The sequence below is a fragment of the bacterium genome, assembly GCA_027622355.1.
In the GTDB taxonomy this organism is placed as follows: domain Bacteria; phylum UBA8248; class UBA8248; order UBA8248; family UBA8248; genus JAQBZT01.
Map to the genome: position 1 here is coordinate 1 of JAQBZT010000028.1, position 15,756 is coordinate 15,756.

Sequence of the window (15,756 nt, forward strand, 5' to 3'; positions counted from 1 at the left end):
GCGAATCTCCGATTCGCGGGAGGCCCTCCACCGGGGGGCCCACCTCCAGCCCTCGGAATGACAAGAAAAGCAAGCAAACGAACCCATTACCGGCTTTCCGCTATCCCTCCACGATCACGTAATCGCGGATCTCATCCCCGTAGGCTTCCCAGCCGTCCTCGGTGACGATGACGGTGTCCTCGAGCTTGACGAAGCCCACATCGGGATGTTTGAGGTCGGTCTCAATCGAGAGCACCATGCCGGCTTTCAGGGGCCGGTTTTCGTAGGAGGCGGGATAGGGAACGGCGCCGCTGCTTGTCAGGTGCGGCGCCTCGTGCTGGATCATCCCCATGCCGTGGGCGAGGAAGGCGGCCCGATCGCCGTGGGCGCATTTGGCCTGCTCGGCGAGGGCTTTCTCGAAGATCTCCCGGCCGGTGGCGCCGGCGCGCACGGCGGTCCGCGCCGCGTCCTGAATGGCGCGAATCTCGCCGAGGAGGTCGCTCTGCATCTGCGTGGGCTCCCCCAGCACGGCCATGCGGGCGAGGTCGCCGAGGTAGCCGTCCTTGTTGCCGCCCGAATCGAGGGAGAGGACCTGCCCCTTTTCCCATTTGTGGAGGTCCGAGGGCGCCCGGTTGTAGCTGGGACCGGCCGCAGTGAGGCAGTACTCGAAGTTGAGCCCGCGCCACACCTCTTCTTTGTACATGCCCTGGGCGATCTCCCGGGTGGTGGCGCCGGCCCGGGTGCTCTTCATGACGGTGGTCATGCAGTCGATGATGGTGTCGGAGGCTTCCTTCAGGATGGCGAGCTCTTCGGGGCGCTTTACCGCGCGCAGCTCGTGGAGGATGGCCTGGGCCTCGACGAATTTCGCGCCGGGGAGTTCCTCCTCCATCGCGGCCATCGCATCGGCGGGGAGAAAGGCCTTCTCGACGGCGATCGTCCCGGTGTCCTGGCCGATCCCGCGGAGAAGGCTGGCGGCCTTCTTGCCCGTCTGGTCGGTGAACCACTGGTTGATTTCCACGTTGGGCACCCAGAAGCCGGGCGTGTTTTCGTACTGCCACCCTTCCATCGCGTTTCCGATGTAGAAGGCCTTATCGGGCGCTCCCTTCGGGTAGCCGAGCATGGGGAGGTAGCGGCTCACCCCGATGGCGTCCTTGTGGGCGAAGAAAAAGAACTTGTAGCCCCCGAGGAGGTACTGGATGTTTTCCTTCGAGGTGGGAAGAATCACGTCCACCCCGGCCTTGTCCATGAGGGCGTCCAGCTTTTCGTTGTCAAAGGGAAGTTTCATGGCCGGCCTCTTGTTTTGAATATGAGCGACCGGCGGAGCGCCCATCTCCTCCCGCCGGTGGTATATTGTGCATCGGTTTTTCGGCAAAGGCGCCTTCCCGCTCCCCGGAGAGATGCCGTCTTTCGGGTCCGGTAAATCGGATGTGAGGAGATTGTCACGGGCAGGGTGCGCAATGCAAGCCAGGGCCCGCCCCGGCCGGTATTCTGGTAGCGGATCAGTTTTCTTGTCATTCCGAGCGCCGGAGACGGGGCCCCCGGTGGGGAGCCTCCCGCGAATCGGAGATTCGCCGGGGTGCCCGGCGCGAGGAATCCGCTTTTCCACAGCAGATTCCTCCGTCGCTGCGGCCCCCACCCTGCGCTCCTTCGGAATGACACCACGGGTCCATTGTGCAAACTGACCCACGATCCGAATCTCCCCGCATTTTCTGCGCGGGCCTTTCCCCCCGCGTGTGCGAGAGTGGGCCTGCCCCGCTCCAAAAGGGGAGCCGGCGGTGTGCCTGCGGGCGGAGGGGCCGGGCTTTTAAAAGGGAGGGCTGAGGGATAATGAGGGATTTTTTGAGCGAGGGGAGGGCTGCGGGATACTGCTCAAAATTGCGGGGTTTTTTGTGCGAGGAGCCTGTTTCGAATTCGCGGCTAGCGGGTTGCCCGATCATATGCGGCGCGGATGGCGCGCCCGGCCCAGACGGCGGCCAGGGATTTCCGGAACGCGCCCGAGGCGTAGAAGTCATCCAGCGGATCGATCCCCTCCGCGGCGAGAGAAGCGGCTTTTCGGATGAGATCGTCGGTGGGTTTTTCGCCGATGAGGGCGGCTTCCGTTTTTTCCGCGCGGTAGGCGCTGGCCGCCACACCGGTTACGCCCACCCCGGCGGCCGCCACCTCGCCGCCCGCACCCAACGTGAGCCTCACCGCCACCCCGCAGACCGCGAAGCCGCTCGCCTGCTGTGCGGCCTTTCCGTAGGCGCCCCCGCTGCGGGCGCCGCCCCCAAGCGGAATCCGGACGGCGGTGAGAATCTCCCCGTCTGCCAGCGCGGTTTCGAGGGGTCCCGTGAAAAAATCATCCGACGCGATGGAGCGGGCGCCCTTGGGGCCGGTCGCGACGAGATCCGCCCGGAGGGCGAGCACCGCGGCCGGGTAGTCCGCCGCGGGGTCGGCGTGGGACAGGCTCCCGCCGATGGTCCCTCGGTTGCGCACCTGTAAATCGCCGATCTGGCTGGCGGTCTCCGAGAGGAGCGGGCAGCCGGCCCGGATTTCAGGGGAGGCCGCGATCTCATGGTGCGTCGTCAGCCCGCCGATGGCGATGGCGTTTTTTTCTTTCACGATCCCGGCGAGGCCCGGAATGCGGGCGATGTCGATGATCACCTCCGGCCGGGCGAGGCGCGACTTGAGAATGGGGATCAGGCTGTGCCCGCCCGAGAGCAGTCTGGCCGCTTCTCCGTACTTTTGGAGAAGGCCGATGGCCTCATCCAGAGATTTCGCCCGGTGGTATTCGAAAGGCGCAGGGAACATCTCAGGCCCCCTTTCCGGCGACGGCTTGCCATATCTTTTCGGGCCGCAGCGGCATGTCGAGGTGCCGCACCCCGAAGGGTCGGAGCGCATCGAGCACCGCGTTCACCCCCGCCGGGGTCGAGCCGATCGTGCCGGCTTCGCCGACGCCCTTCGCGCCGAGCGGATTCACGTCGGTCGGCGTGACGGTGTGGTCCAGCTCGAACCGGGGCAGGCGGTGGGCTTTCGGGAGGGCGTAGTGCATGAAGGAGCCGTTCAGGGGCTGGCCGCCCTCGCCGTAGAGCATCTCCTCCTCGAGCGCCTGTCCGATACCCTGGGCGATGCCGCCGTGTATCTGGCCGCGAACGAGCAGCGGGTTGATCATGTTGCCGACATCGTCCACCGCGACGTAGCGGAGAATCTTCACCTCGCCCGTCTCGGGGTCCACCTCGACCAGCACCACATGGGCCCCGAAGGGGAAGGTGAAGTTCGGCGGCTCGAAGAAGTGCGTCTCCTCGAGTCCCGGTTCCGTGTCGGGCGGAAGAACGATGGCGTCGTAGGCCATCTGGGATATCTCGGCGAAGGCAGCGGATTTCTCGGGGGCGCTCTGGACGAACACCTTTCCCCCCTCGAAGGCGATGTCGTTTTCGTCCGCCTCGAACTTCAGGGCGGCGAATTTTGCCATCTTGGCCTTCACCTTGTCGCGGGCGAGAAAGACGGCCGAGCCGCCCACCACGGTGCCCCGGCTGCCGAAGGTGCCCACACCGTAGGGCACCACGTCGGTGTCCCCGTGGATGACGCGGACATCTTCGACCTGGACGCCGAACCCGTCGGCCACGATCTGGGCGAAGGAGGTCTCCTGGCCCTGGCCGTGGGGGGAGGCGCCCGAGAAGACCGTCACCTTGCCCGTCGGCTCGACGCGCACCTTGGCGCTCTCCCAGCCCTGCCCGCCGAGCGCGGCGGAGGGGCCCATCCCGCAGATTTCGACGTAGGTCGAAAGGCCGATGCCGAGGTAGCGGCCCTCCTTGCGGGCTTCTTCCTGCTGCTTCCGTATCCGGGGGTAGTCGGCGTTGGCCAGTGCCTTGTCGAGGGCGGCGGCGTAGTCCCCGCTGTCGTAGGAGAGGCCGGCTGCCGTGGCGAAGGGAAACTCCGATTTCGCCGGGAAGTTCTTCCGCCGGATCTCGGCCGGGTCCATTCCGAGTTCGCCCGCGGCGATGTCCACCATCCGTTCGAGAATGTAGGTGGCCTCGGGCCTTCCCGCCCCCCGGTAGGCGTCGGTCGCGATCTTGTTGGTGAAGACCCCGGTCACCTTCATCTCGATGTGGGGGATCTTGTAGGGGCCAGGGAGCATGAGCCCGGTCAGCGTGAAGATTGCCACCGTCAAAAGCTGGTAGTAAGCGCCGCAATCAGCCAGGACGTTGTAGCGGATGGCGACGATGGTCCCGTCCTTCTTCAGCCCCAGTTCGACCTCGCCCAGCTGCCCGCGGCCGTGAATGGTGGCGATGAAGTTCTCGGACCGTGTTTCGATCCAGTTGATCGGAATCCCCAGCTCGCGGCTGATGTGGGCGGCGAGCGCCTCCTCGCGGTAGACGTTCAGCTTGCTCCCGAAGCCGCCGCCCACCTCGGGCGCGATCACGCGGATGCGGTTTTCGGCCATCCCGATCTGGATGCCGACCAGGGTGCGGACCTTGTGGGGGACCTGGGTCGAGGTCCAGATGGTCATCTTGTCCTCGCCCGGGAGGTAGTGGGCCAGAACGCCGCGCGGCTCGAGGGCGAGGGGGACAACGCGCGCGTTGGCGATCTTCTCCTTGATGACGATATCCGCTTCTTTCAGCCCGGCTTCGATGTCGCCGCCCGCGAGCGCCCAGGTGAAGGCGGTGTTGTCCTCGAACTCCTCGTGCACCTTGGGGGCACCGGGGGCGAGGGCTTTTTCCAGATCGACCACCGCCTCGTGAATGTCGTATTCGACCTCGATCAGATCGGCCGCGTCGCGGGCCAGGTAGCGGGACTCCGCGATGACGGCGGCGATGGGCTCGCCCGCGAAGCGGGCCTTCCCTTTGGCGAGGACCGGCTGTTTCGGCACGCGGGCGTCCGGCACGAGACCGGCCACCGGAACGGGCCCGACTTTGTCCCCGATGTCCTCGGCGGTGTAGACCGCGATGACGCCAGGCGCCTCGCGTGCGGCGGCGGTGTCGACTTTCTTGATCGTGGCGTTCCCGTAGGGGCTCCGGACGAAGGCCATGTAGCGCATCCCCGGCAGGTGGATGTCATCCACATAGTGGGCGAGCCCCTGGATGAGCCGGGGGTCGTCCCTGCGCCGGATGGAGGCACCAATGAATTTGGGAACTTGCGCCATGTCTTTCCTCGCCGTTTCTATTTGCTGGCCCGCATCTGCTCGGCGGCCGCTAGAATCGCGTCCACGATGTGCTGATAGCCGGTGCACCGGCAGAGGTTTCCCTCGATGCCGCGCCGGATTTCCTCCTCGGAGGGGTTGGGATTCTGCGCCAGCAGGTCGTGGACCGTCAGAATCATCCCCGGGGTGCAGTAGCCGCACTGAAGGCCGTGCTTGTCCCAGAACTGCTCTTGAAGGGGATGGAAGTTGCCGTTTTCGGCGAGGCCCTCGATGGTGGTCACCTCGCCGCCGTCGGCCTGGACGGCGAGCAGGGTGCAACTCTTCACGGCCGCCCCGTTGAGGAGGATCGTGCAGGCGCCGCAGACGGAGGTTTCACACGCGATGTGGGTTCCGGTCAGGCCCGCATGGTCGCGGAGCAGATGGACAAGGAGGGTCCTCGGCTCAACGTCGAATTTCCGCACGACGCCGTTGATGCTGAGGGAGATTTCCACCGGGAGCCTCCTTGCGCCGGGGGCAGCTTATGAGAAATGTGCCCGCCCCTCCACCAATTTGTCAGGATTCATGAACATTATCGGAGCAGGGATGAAACAGTGTCAAGGGAGGAAATATGGGCGGCAGAGTCAGATTTTTCCGCATGAAAAGGGGGAAAGATCGAGGTGCGCCTCCACCACGCGGTCCCACCGATCGAGATTCTCGCGCTGAAGGCGGCGGAACCTGCGGGGCGTCCGCCGGAGGCCCCCGCGCCCCGTCCGTCCGGCGGCCCATTCCAGAAAGGCGGAGCGGAAGCCGTCGTTTTCAAAAAGCCCGTGAAGATTCGTCCCCCATATGTTTTCCCCGGCCAGGAAGGCGCCATCGAAGGAAGCCGGGTGTTCCGCTCCCGCGGGGTCGAGACGAAAGGCGGGCGAGGCGGAAGATGAGCGCAGTGTGGTGCGCCCATGGTGTATCTCGTATCCCTCTATCTCGCCCTCGTAAAAGGGAAGCCGCGAGAGGGCGCGCACCTGCCGCAGGGTCTTTTCCAGCACCAGCTCGGTTTCGGCGGGGAGCCAACCGAGGCCTTTCGTGAAGGGATCGGGGGATTCGATGCCGCCCGGATCGTGGATGGCCTCCCCCATCATCTGGCAGCCGCCGCAGATGCCGGCGATGGGAGTGCCCCGCCCGCGCAGGCGCCCGAGGGTGCGGTCGAGCCCCTTCCGCCGGAGCCAGGCCAGATCGAGGGCGACGTTCTTCGAGCCGGGAAGGAAAACGGCGTCTGCTGCATCGAGTGTCCGGGAATCCTCCGTGACGGTGATCGCCACGTCCGGCTCGTCGAGAAAAGGCTCGAAGTCGGTGAAGTTCGAAATGTGCGGAAACCGCAGGACGGCGAGGCGCAGCGCATCCGGTTCGCCGCCCGGGAAGGTCTGCGGGAAGACATCGAGTTCCAGGCCGTCCTCGGCCTCGAGCCTGAGGCCTTCCACGTGGGGGAGGACGCCCAGCACGGGGATTCCCGTGCGCCGGGTCAGCTCCCGGGGGCCATCGCCCAGATTTTCCGGTGCGCCGCGCAGCTGGTTGATGACGAATCCGCGGATTCGCTTCTGCCACTCGGGCGGGCAAAGGGCCCAGGTGCCGTAGAGGGCGGCGAAGACGCCGCCGCGCTCGATGTTGCCCACGAGAAGGACTTCGGCGTCCGCCATCTCGGCGGCCCGAAAGTTGGCCAGATCCCGGTCGAACAAATTGATCTCGGCCGCTCCGCCCATTCCCTCCATGACGATGAGGTCGAACCGCGCGGAGAGCCGCGCGAAGGCCGCCTGGATGCGGGCGGCGAGCTGCGCGCCCTCGAGCGGGCGGTCGGCGGGGGAGGTTGTGAGCGCATGGCGGCCATCGAGGATGATGTGGGAGCGCCCCCCGGCCTCGGGCTTGATGAGCACGGGGTTCATGTCGGTGTGGGGGGCGATCCCGGCGGCGCGGGCCTGGAGCGCCTGGGAGCGGGCGATTTCGCCCCCCTCCGGGGTGACAAAAGAGTTGAGCGAGACGTTTTGCGCCTTAAAGGGGGCCACGGAAATTTTTCGCCGGGCAAACAGGCGGCACAGGGCGGCGCAAAGCGCGCTTTTTCCCACGCCGGAGGCGGTGCCGAGGACCATGAGGGGGCGCAATCTCTCTCCTTCCATCCATCGCGGCTTCGAACCACCCGCGGACCTTCGCGGCTTCGGCGCGCCCGCCGGTTGTCCGCTGCGGGACGATTATCTAGGATATGCGGGTCTGGGAAAAGTCTTTGTCCACAACGACCGGCCGATCCATCCGCGCCGCCGGTGAAATGCACGGGGGACGACGCCATGCCGAGAATTTCGCTGCTCCAGCACTTCAGCATCTACTGCCGCGAGCTGGAGCCGATGCATGCGTTTTATGCGAAGGTTCTGGGCATGAAGGAACTGCCCCGGCCGCACTTTCCGTTTCCCGGCCACTGGCTCGAAGCCGGACCGGGCCACCACATCCATCTCTCCAAGCTGCACGAGGGCCACATCACCCATTCCATCAGCGACAACGAGGACGGCTACACCGATCATCATTTCGGCCTTGTGACCGACGATCTGGAGGGGATGAAAAGCCGGCTGCGCGAAAACGCGGTTGCCTTCCACGATGAGCCCTACGGGTATCCGCAGATCTTTTTCCGCGACCCGGAGAATAACCTGATCGAGGTCGCATCCGAGAAAATGTTCGCCGAATAACGGGGCAGCCCCGCTTTATCAGAACTCGATTCCCCGCTGCGCGTAGATGCCCTGATCGAAGGGGTGTTTGATCTTCCGCATCTCGGTGACGAGGTCGGCGCAGTCGATGATCTCCTGCGGGGCGCCGCGCCCGGTCAGCATGACGTGAAGCGCGGGGTCGCGGTTTTTCAGCACGGAAACCACCTCGCCGATATCGAGCTGACCCAGGTCCATCGCGACGTTGATCTCGTCCATGATCACCAGCCGGTATTCGCCGGATTCGATGGCCTCGCGCGCCAGCTTCCATATCTCCCGTGAGGTGGCCCCGTCCTGATCCGGGTCCTGGGTGATCCAGGTGAAGCCGTCCCCCAGGCCGGTGCGGACGACCAGCTCGGGGGCGAGCCGCTTGGCGGCCTCCGCCTCGCCGGTTTTCCATGTGCCCTTGATGAACTGGATCAGGAAGACGCGGAAGCCCTGCCCGACCGCCCGCATGGCGAGGCCGAAGGAAGAGGTGGATTTTCCTTTCCCGTCCCCGGTGTTCACCATGATCAGGCCGCGCGGCGGAGAAGCCATATCATCCCTGTGTTGGAAAGAGAAGAAGATACCGTCCGATGAAGAGCTTATTATAGAATACCTCCATCGGGCCAACGCTCTTTCCCCCCCCACCTTGAGGAGAGCCATGATTCCCTACGTTCCGAAAGATGCACTCGTTGATCGGGTGGCGATCATCACCGGCGCCGGCGCCGGCATCGGCCTGGCCACGGCCCGGGCCTTTCTCGCGGCGGGCGCCCGTGTCGTGATGACGGATGTGGACGGCCCGAGACTGAGCGCAGCGGTGTCTCCCCTGGAAGCCGGGGATCGGGTGGTTTGCCTGGAGGGCGATGTCAGCAAGGCAGGGGCGCCTGGGCGGGCCTTCGACGCGGCGGAAGAAAAATTCGGCGCGGTGGATATTCTCGTCAACAATGCGGGCATCATGGGGCCGGTCGCGCCCATCGAGAGCATGGACCCGGCCGGATGGCGCGAGACGCTGGAGGTGAACTTGACGGCCCCCTTTCTCTGGACGGCGGAGTTTCTGCGAAGGCTCCCGGCGGAGATCCCGGAGGATCGCAACGTTTGCGTCATTCACATTTCCTCTGTTTCGGGGAAAAAGCCGCTGGTGCATCGCGCCCCCTACTGTGCCGCCAAGGCGGGCATCATCGGCCTCACGCGCCAGATGGCGCTCGAACTCGGCCCGCGCGGCATCCGGGTGAACGCCATCTGTCCGGGGGCGGTTTCGGGCGAGCGCATCGAGCGCATCCTGAAGGGGAGGGCGGAGGCCTCGGGGAGAACGCTCGAGGAGGAGCGCGCCTATACCCTGGCGGAGACGCCGCTCGGCGCATTCATCGATCCGGCGGACATCGCCGCGGCGTCCGTTTTTCCCGCCTCCGACGCCGCCCGCCTCATCACCGGCGAGGATATGAACGTCAACGGCGGGCGGGTGATGTATTGAAGCGGGGCGGCCACGATGTATCTTTGGCGGCGTTTGATTGACGCATGTGGTTTTCGAATCGTATAACGGCGATGTTTTCTGACTCGACAGTGTTTTCCCGTACGAGAGGTTCAATTGAGCGCGAACGATGCGGCGGCTTCCTCCCCTGATTCTTCCTTGATCTCGGAAAAAATCCCCTGGGCTTCGATGGGGCTCTTGTTCGGGGCGCACTTCCTGGTGGACAGCCAGGTGAGTTTTCTCTCGCCGCTCCTTCCCCTGATTCAGGAAAAATTTCATTTGACCTTGGGCGGAGCCGGAGTGCTCGTCTATCTCATCTCTATCGCCAACGCGGGTGGGCAGCCGCTCACCGCCATTTTGGTGGATCGGTGGCCGCGCGCGCCCTGGCTGGTGGTGGGGCTGATCGGAAGCTCATTTTTCCTGACGGCGATGGGATGGCTCCCCTATTACGGGGCTTTGGTGGTGGCGGTACCGGTCGGCGGTTTTCTCGCAGGCCTCGCCCATCCGGATATGGCCTCGCGGGCCGGGGCGCTGAGCGCCAGGCACCGCGCGCTCTCGGTGAGTTTTTTTGTCTCGGGCGGCCGGCTCGGATTTTCGCTCGGTCCCCTGATCGCCATCTTTGTTGCCCAAAAATGGGGGATGGAGTGGCTCTGGGTGTATGTCGTGGTGAACGCCGTTGCGGTGTTCGGAATCATGAAAGGGCTGCCCAAGCCTGAGGTGAAAGAGGGGGCGACCCTCCTCAAGGGGCTTGGCCATGCGCTCTGGAAGGCCCGGAAGCCGGCGTCCCTCCTTTTGGGAGTGACCATCTGCCGGGCTATCGTGGCCATTAATGTGCAGGGTTTCCTGCCGACGCTTTATGTGGAGCGGGGATTGGGCCTTTGGAGCGGCGGCATCGCGAACAGCATCCTGCTTTTTTTCGGCATGGGCGGCGTCATGCTGGGCGGCGTCCTGGCCGATCGCTACGAAAAAAAGTCCATCATCAGTTTCGGCATCATGCTGGCTTTTTTCAGCATGATCGGATTTTTGTTGGTGCCCCCGGGCTGGGGGATGTTCGTGTTGTCGGCGTTGGGCGTGGGGATCTACATGCCGATGGGGGTGAGCATGGCCTTCGGGCAGGAGATCCTCCCGACCCATCGCGGCTTTGCGAGCGCGCTCACGCTGGGTGCCTCCTGGGGGATTGCCAGTTTTTCGGTCGTGCCCCTCGCGGTGCTCGCGGAGCGGGTGGGACTTTTCCAGGCCTTCTGGGCGCTGCCGGTTTCGCTGCTGCTGGCGTTCACCCTCTCGCGGTTTCTGCCCAAATCGGTGTAACGGGTTGTACGAAAAAAAACGGCTCCTCCCGGGGGAGAAGCCGTTTTGCGCCGGAAAGCGGTGCACCGAATCAGGCCGTTGCCGCGGCCCCGGCTTTTTTCTGCTCGGCGAGGAGATTGTCCAGAACCTTGTCGATGCGCGGCTGATCAGTCCAGGTCGCTTTGTAGGAAATTTTTCCTTCCTTGTCGATGACATAGACCATGTTCGGCATCCAGCCGAAAGCCTTGGCGACGGTCTCTTCGAGATCATCCACGAGAACGGGCACTTCCATCCCGAACGTTTCGACGAGCTCTTTCGCATAGCTGAGCTTGTGCTCGTAGGAGGTGTGCTGCTTGTATTTGCGGAAATATTTCCGCTCGCCCGCATGCGGTTCGCGGGAGTAGATGACATAAAAGTCAACGCCCTTGTCTTTGTAATTCTTGTAAAGCTCTTCCATGCCCGGCACCTGCCGGCGGTAGGGCGGTCAGGTGATGGCCCCGAACTCGAGAACGATGTTCCGCTGGCCGCGCAGGGTGGAAAGGTCGTGCTCCACGCCGTGGATGTCCTTCAGCTTCACTTCCGGCATGGGGTCGCCCGCGTGAACCTTGTCCTCAAACGCCTTGTGGCGGACTTTCCGGAAACCGCTGAGCTCGCGCTTGATGGTCCGGATGGGGTCGAGATACCACAGGCTCCACAGGCCCATGAAGGGGCCGGGGGGCCGGCTGATATACTCTTCCTTGCGCATAGGGTCGAATCCTCCAAAGGCCAAAAGGGAGACGGAAGTGTTCGGAACGTGTAATTTGGTGCGGGAGCCTCTTTTTGTCAAGGCCATTGCCGGATGCCGAAAAGAAGTGTCTTGTGACTTGGGGCATCTGGAAATAAAATGCTTTGAACCGGCGGAGTGCTCACGTTCTCCGGCCGCCGCGCTGCCGTTAGGAGGCCCAACCATGATCCGAAAGCTTTTCTTGTTCATTTCCAGTGTGATCGCGCTTGCCGCCTTTTCCGGGATGTTTCCGCTCCCATCGGTTGCGGGGCCGGCGGCGGCGCCGGGCCAAGAAAAAAGACAGCTCAGTCCGAAAGAACAGAAAGAGCTTGTTGGAAAGCAGCAGAAAATCGGGGAGGCGCAGCTGAAGGATGTCCAGCTGAAGATCCGGAACCTCCACAGACTGATCCAGGATGTGAACGACGACCTTGTCCTTCGCACTTCGAGTGGAGGGACCTACGAGCGAAAGCGCGCGCTCGAGAACCAGCTGCGGGACATCATCACGCTGTCCGCCCTGACGGCAGTGGCCATGGATGAAGCCCGCCGCCTGCGCCAGGAGATTGTTGAAATTCGCCAGGGCAGCCGCAGCGGTCCCCTCGATCCGAGACGGCTTCAACTCGTGAACTTCCTCGAAGCGCGCAGGCAGGAGTACGTCTTCTTCGCGACCCGGTAGCGCTATGATGCAACCGCCGTCGCGTCTGGTCTTTATCCGGCCTCTTTCTCGAAAACCGTCCAGCACACCTCCGCCGCCCGGCGGAACCCGAGACTCGTAAAGACTTTTTGCGAAGACACATTGCCGTCAACGATATAGCAGTACACCGCGCGCCCGCGCGCCCACTGGCGCTCGACGAGAGCGGAGACGACCCGCCGGGCGAGACTCCGGTTCCGGAACGGTTCCAGGGTGTGGAGCATGCCGATGGAGCCGTTGTCGTGGACGATCATGTAGGCGGCCAGCTCGCCCTCGATCCGCACGGCGGCGCTTGGGGCGGACCGGATCCGGCGGGCGCAGTAGGCGGGCGTTGCGCCGTAGAGATCGTGTTCCGCGAGGAGGGATGAATCCGCCTCCTGAAGCGTTTCGACGATGGGGCCTTCCTGAAAAGGGCGGAAGTCGGTTTCCGCAAGGGTGTAGAGGCCGCAGCGGGTTTCCCGCCGAACCGGACGGATGGCGGCGATCTCGTCGCGAAAGGCAAGGGAAAGGGCACTCAGCTTGATGAGCGGCTCATCGCCCGGGTCGGTGAGCCCGGCGCAGATGGCCTCGATCTCATCCAGATGCGTGATGAGTCTGTCCTTCTCTCCGATGGGTGCGAGCCAGCCCTTGCCCTGGTGCAGCGCCAGGCGGGGGGATCGCGGATCATCCGCCCAGATCGGGACGCCCCTCTCGTTTTCGAAAATTGCGCCCTCGAAACGAAGGCTGAGCGGGCGGGATTTCTTCAGAAGGGGGGCAAGCGCCCCGTCTGCGGGGTTTTTCAAGAGGGCGAGCGGCACGACCAACTCCCTGTTTCGGGCCGGAACGAATCTTGCGAGAGTGCGTCCTCGAAATTTCGGCCATCAATCCGTAAAGCGGTAGCGGATGAGCGTCCCGATGGCTTTCAGGCCGTCTCGCCAGGTGATCTTTTTGCCCTCTTCGTAGGAGCGCCCGTAGTAGGAGATGGGCAGTTCATAGACCCGCCATTTTTTTGCCTTGAAAATCTTCGCCGTCAGTTCGGGTTCGACATCGAAACCCCGCGAGCGGATGGTGATGTTTTCCACCACCTCTCGGCGGAACATCTTGTAGCAGGTCTCCATGTCCGTCAGCGTGCTGTTGAAGAGAACATTCGTGAGAAAGGTCAGGAAACGGTTGCCCGTTTTGTGCCAGAACATGTGAATGCGCTGGGGCTTTCCGCCGAATCTTGTCCCGTAGACGACATCGGCCACGCCCTTTTTGATGGGGCCGTAAAGCTCGGGCAACTCAAGGGGGTCGTACTCCAGATCGGCGTCCTGAACGACCATCACCTCGCCCCGCGCCGCCGCGAAGCCGGTGGAAAGCGCGCCGCCCTTCCCCTGGTTCTCGACGTGATAGATGACCCGGATGCCGGTTTTTTCGATTTCGGCCAGAATCTCGCGCGTGCCGTCCGTGCTCCCATCGTCCACGATGATCAGCTCAAGCGGCAGGGGTACTTTCAGGACCAGCGCCACAATCTCGCGAATGGTCTGCCGCTCGTTGTAGCAGGGCATGATGACGCTCAGGAGCGGCCGCGCGGGGGAGTTCTCTTCCATGAAGACCTCGGAGGCAAAAGAAGAAATTTCGGAGCGAAGCTTACATGGTGTCCATGGGGGAGGCAACGCGGCGTGCCGCCGCGGGTTTCTCCTTGGCAAAGCCAAGCCCCTATGCCAGAATCGGCGTCATCTGAAATGCTATCTTTTCAAGTTTCGCCATTGGCGCACAGGCCATGGCTATTTCGAAAGGAGGTCGCCGTGCCGCGATACATTGATATCAGCTGCGAGATTCGGAGCGGGGTGCCGATTCCGCCGGGTGTCCCGCAAAAAGTGAAGCACACGACCGGCTACCGCGGCCCCGACTCCCACCACTGGCAGGCCACCTGGCTGGAGATGAGCGCCCACACCGGCTCCCACGTGGACAGCACCAAGCATGTGGTCAAGGACGGCCCCAACATCGGGGAGGTGGATTTCCACCGCTACATGGGCGAGGCCGTCATACTCGATCTGATCCACATGGGGAAGCCGAACGCTGTGCTAAAGGCCGAGCATTTCAAGGGCATGGAAGCGAAGTGCCGCCCGGGCGACATCATCGTCGTCCGTACCGATTGGGGCCACAAGATGTTCGGGAAGATGGAGTACTATACCGAGTCTCCCTACATGGACACTTCCGCCGCCCAGTGGCTCGTCGATCGGAAGCCCAAGGCCATCGCCTTCGACTTTTTCGAGGAATACGACGCCCGGCGGACCGATTTCGACTCGACCGAATTTTATGTCCACCACATCATGCTGGGGGCCGATGTCGTTCTCATCGAGGGACTGGACAACCTTGGGGCCATCGGGCAAGAGCGTTTCTTCATGATGGCGCTTCCCATCAAAATCATGGACGCCGAGGCTTCCCCCGTCCGGGCCATCGCCGTCGTGGAGGACGAGTAAACCATGACCTCCCCCGTTCTGGAGCGCATGCGCGCGCTCTGCGCGCTTCCCGGCCCGCCGGGAAGAGAGGACGCGGTGCGTGGTGCCCTCGTCGAGATGCTCCGCGGCGAGGCGGATGTGCTTCGCGAGGACGGCTTCGGCAACCTCATCGCCCAGAAAAACTTGTATGACGGCGTTCCCCACGTCCTGGTGGAATGCCACATGGACGAGGTGGGTGTTGTCGTGACAGGGGTCGAACCCGGCGGCGCGATTCGCTTCGACAAGGTCGGTTTGGTGGCGAATGCCGTTTTCCCGGGCCGTGAAGTAGAGCTTCTCGCCGAGGACGGAACCCTGATTCGTGGGGTGGTCAATATCCGCTCCGGCCACCTTCAGGCCCTTCAGGGCCAGGAGCATCCCACGCCCGCCCAGATGTGGATCGATCTCGGTAATATGGACGGCGCGGCGGTCCGGCTTCTCGGGATTGGTCCTGGAACTCCCGGGGTCTTTTGCGGCTCCTTCGAGCCCCTCGGCGGGGGTGCCTGGAAGTCCAAGGCGGTGGACAACCGCTCGGGCTGCGCGCTGGCGGTGGAGGCCGTGCTGCGGGCGGGTGAGCTCGGAAACCGTCTCAAGCTCTCGGCCGCGTTTTGCGCCCAGGAGGAGATCGGCGCGCGCGGGGCGTCGGTGCTCTCGGTCACGGCCACCTGCGGCGGGAAGCCGCCGGACTTTGCCGTCGTTATCGATACGGTTCAGGCCGAGGGCCCCGAAGGGGTCGCCGACGCGATGGGGGTGCGGCTCGGGGCGGGGCCCGTTCTGCGCCGGTATGATCATGAACGCGGTATTCCGGAGAGTTTGCACGGTCACATCCCTCCGCATGAGTTGGTCACTTGGGTCAAGGAGGCGGCGAAGGAAGCGGGCGTTCCTCTTCAGGAGGATGCTGTCATTGGCACCTTCACTGACGCCTCTACCTTGAGCCGCTCGGTCCCCGGCGGGATGCCGGTGGTGAACCTCAACCTTCCCCGGCGGTATTCGCACAGCCCGGTGGAGATTTTCCTCGAATCGGACCTCGACCAGATGGCGGCCCTGCTGGGGGCGCTGCTCGGGGCCGCGGCCGAGGGAAATATCCCGCAGAAGCAGAAGGACTATCTGAAGTAGCGCCATCCCGCTCCGGGCGTTATTCTCTTTGCCCCGTTCGGAAAATAATTTTCGGTAGTGGGCCCGTTTGCACAATGGACCCTTGGTGTCATTCCGAAGGAGCGCAGGGGCCCCAAGCGAACGGGTTCGCTTGGGGCCCGCAGCGACGGAGGAATCTGCTGTGGAAAAGCGGATTCCT

Annotated in this window: 16 protein-coding genes; 6 read left to right on the forward strand and 10 right to left on the reverse strand. The window is 63.8% G+C overall.

Annotated features, from left to right (window positions below; genetic code table 11):
* Nucleotides 1-100 precede the first annotated feature (100 nt).
* From O2807_03055 to O2807_03075, 5 genes are all read right to left on the reverse strand, one after another.
* Entirely contained in the window at nt 101-1,264 is a 1,164-nt protein-coding gene (locus O2807_03055) for a Xaa-Pro peptidase family protein (GenBank protein ID MDA0999483.1), read from the reverse strand.
* Between the two features lie 632 nt (nt 1,265-1,896).
* Nucleotides 1,897-2,769: a xanthine dehydrogenase family protein subunit M gene (locus tag O2807_03060; protein MDA0999484.1), complete on the reverse strand. Its 873-nt coding sequence runs from the start codon at nt 2,767-2,769 to the stop codon at nt 1,897-1,899.
* Nucleotide 2,770: 1 nt separating this feature from the next.
* Entirely contained in the window at nt 2,771-5,101 is a 2,331-nt protein-coding gene (locus O2807_03065) for a xanthine dehydrogenase family protein molybdopterin-binding subunit (protein MDA0999485.1), read from the reverse strand.
* A gap of 17 nt (nt 5,102-5,118) precedes the next feature.
* Nucleotides 5,119-5,589, reverse strand: a complete 471-nt coding sequence (locus O2807_03070; protein MDA0999486.1) for a (2Fe-2S)-binding protein — start codon at nt 5,587-5,589, stop codon at nt 5,119-5,121.
* A gap of 129 nt (nt 5,590-5,718) precedes the next feature.
* Nucleotides 5,719-7,227 carry a cobyric acid synthase gene (locus O2807_03075; protein MDA0999487.1) on the reverse strand — a complete coding sequence of 503 codons (1,509 nt, stop codon included), beginning with the start codon at nt 7,225-7,227 and terminating at the stop codon, nt 5,719-5,721.
* 180 nt (nt 7,228-7,407) lie between these two features.
* Between O2807_03075 and O2807_03080 the strand changes: the two genes are divergently transcribed.
* Nucleotides 7,408-7,800, forward strand: a complete 393-nt coding sequence (locus tag O2807_03080; GenBank protein ID MDA0999488.1) for a VOC family protein — start codon at nt 7,408-7,410, stop codon at nt 7,798-7,800.
* An 18-nt stretch (nt 7,801-7,818) separates the two neighbouring features.
* Here the strand turns inward: O2807_03080 and cobO are convergent, their stop codons facing one another.
* Nucleotides 7,819-8,352, reverse strand: a complete 534-nt coding sequence (gene cobO, locus O2807_03085; protein ID MDA0999489.1) for a cob(I)yrinic acid a,c-diamide adenosyltransferase — start codon at nt 8,350-8,352, stop codon at nt 7,819-7,821.
* Nucleotides 8,353-8,458: 106 nt separating this feature from the next.
* Between cobO and O2807_03090 the strand changes: the two genes are divergently transcribed.
* Both O2807_03090 and O2807_03095 read left to right on the forward strand, forming a co-directional pair.
* The gene (locus O2807_03090; GenBank protein MDA0999490.1) at nt 8,459-9,268 is read left to right on the forward strand and encodes an SDR family oxidoreductase; all 810 of its coding nucleotides are present in this window, start codon (nt 8,459-8,461) and stop codon (nt 9,266-9,268) included.
* A 114-nt stretch (nt 9,269-9,382) separates the two neighbouring features.
* The gene (locus tag O2807_03095) at nt 9,383-10,573 is read left to right on the forward strand and encodes an MFS transporter (GenBank protein MDA0999491.1); all 1,191 of its coding nucleotides are present in this window, start codon (nt 9,383-9,385) and stop codon (nt 10,571-10,573) included.
* A 70-nt stretch (nt 10,574-10,643) separates the two neighbouring features.
* On the opposite strand, the gene O2807_03100 is transcribed toward O2807_03095, so the two are convergent.
* Together O2807_03100 and O2807_03105 are read right to left on the reverse strand one after the other, a co-directional pair.
* Nucleotides 10,644-11,018, reverse strand: a complete 375-nt coding sequence (locus O2807_03100; protein MDA0999492.1) for a redoxin domain-containing protein — start codon at nt 11,016-11,018, stop codon at nt 10,644-10,646.
* 18 nt (nt 11,019-11,036) lie between these two features.
* Nucleotides 11,037-11,297 carry a hypothetical protein gene (locus O2807_03105; protein MDA0999493.1) on the reverse strand — a complete coding sequence of 87 codons (261 nt, stop codon included), beginning with the start codon at nt 11,295-11,297 and terminating at the stop codon, nt 11,037-11,039.
* A gap of 202 nt (nt 11,298-11,499) precedes the next feature.
* Between O2807_03105 and O2807_03110 the strand changes: the two genes are divergently transcribed.
* The gene (locus tag O2807_03110; GenBank protein MDA0999494.1) at nt 11,500-11,988 is read left to right on the forward strand and encodes a hypothetical protein; all 489 of its coding nucleotides are present in this window, start codon (nt 11,500-11,502) and stop codon (nt 11,986-11,988) included.
* A gap of 32 nt (nt 11,989-12,020) precedes the next feature.
* Here O2807_03110 and O2807_03115 read toward each other — a convergent pair whose 3' ends face one another.
* The gene (locus tag O2807_03115) at nt 12,021-12,800 is read right to left on the reverse strand and encodes a GNAT family N-acetyltransferase (protein ID MDA0999495.1); all 780 of its coding nucleotides are present in this window, start codon (nt 12,798-12,800) and stop codon (nt 12,021-12,023) included.
* A 63-nt stretch (nt 12,801-12,863) separates the two neighbouring features.
* Nucleotides 12,864-13,571: a glycosyltransferase family 2 protein gene (locus O2807_03120; GenBank protein ID MDA0999496.1), complete on the reverse strand. Its 708-nt coding sequence runs from the start codon at nt 13,569-13,571 to the stop codon at nt 12,864-12,866.
* Nucleotides 13,572-13,769: 198 nt separating this feature from the next.
* Between O2807_03120 and O2807_03125 the strand changes: the two genes are divergently transcribed.
* Both O2807_03125 and O2807_03130 read left to right on the forward strand, forming a co-directional pair.
* The gene (locus O2807_03125) at nt 13,770-14,447 is read left to right on the forward strand and encodes a cyclase family protein (GenBank protein ID MDA0999497.1); all 678 of its coding nucleotides are present in this window, start codon (nt 13,770-13,772) and stop codon (nt 14,445-14,447) included.
* A 3-nt stretch (nt 14,448-14,450) separates the two neighbouring features.
* Entirely contained in the window at nt 14,451-15,578 is a 1,128-nt protein-coding gene (locus O2807_03130; GenBank protein ID MDA0999498.1) for a hypothetical protein, read from the forward strand.
* Nucleotides 15,579-15,756 lie beyond the last annotated feature (178 nt).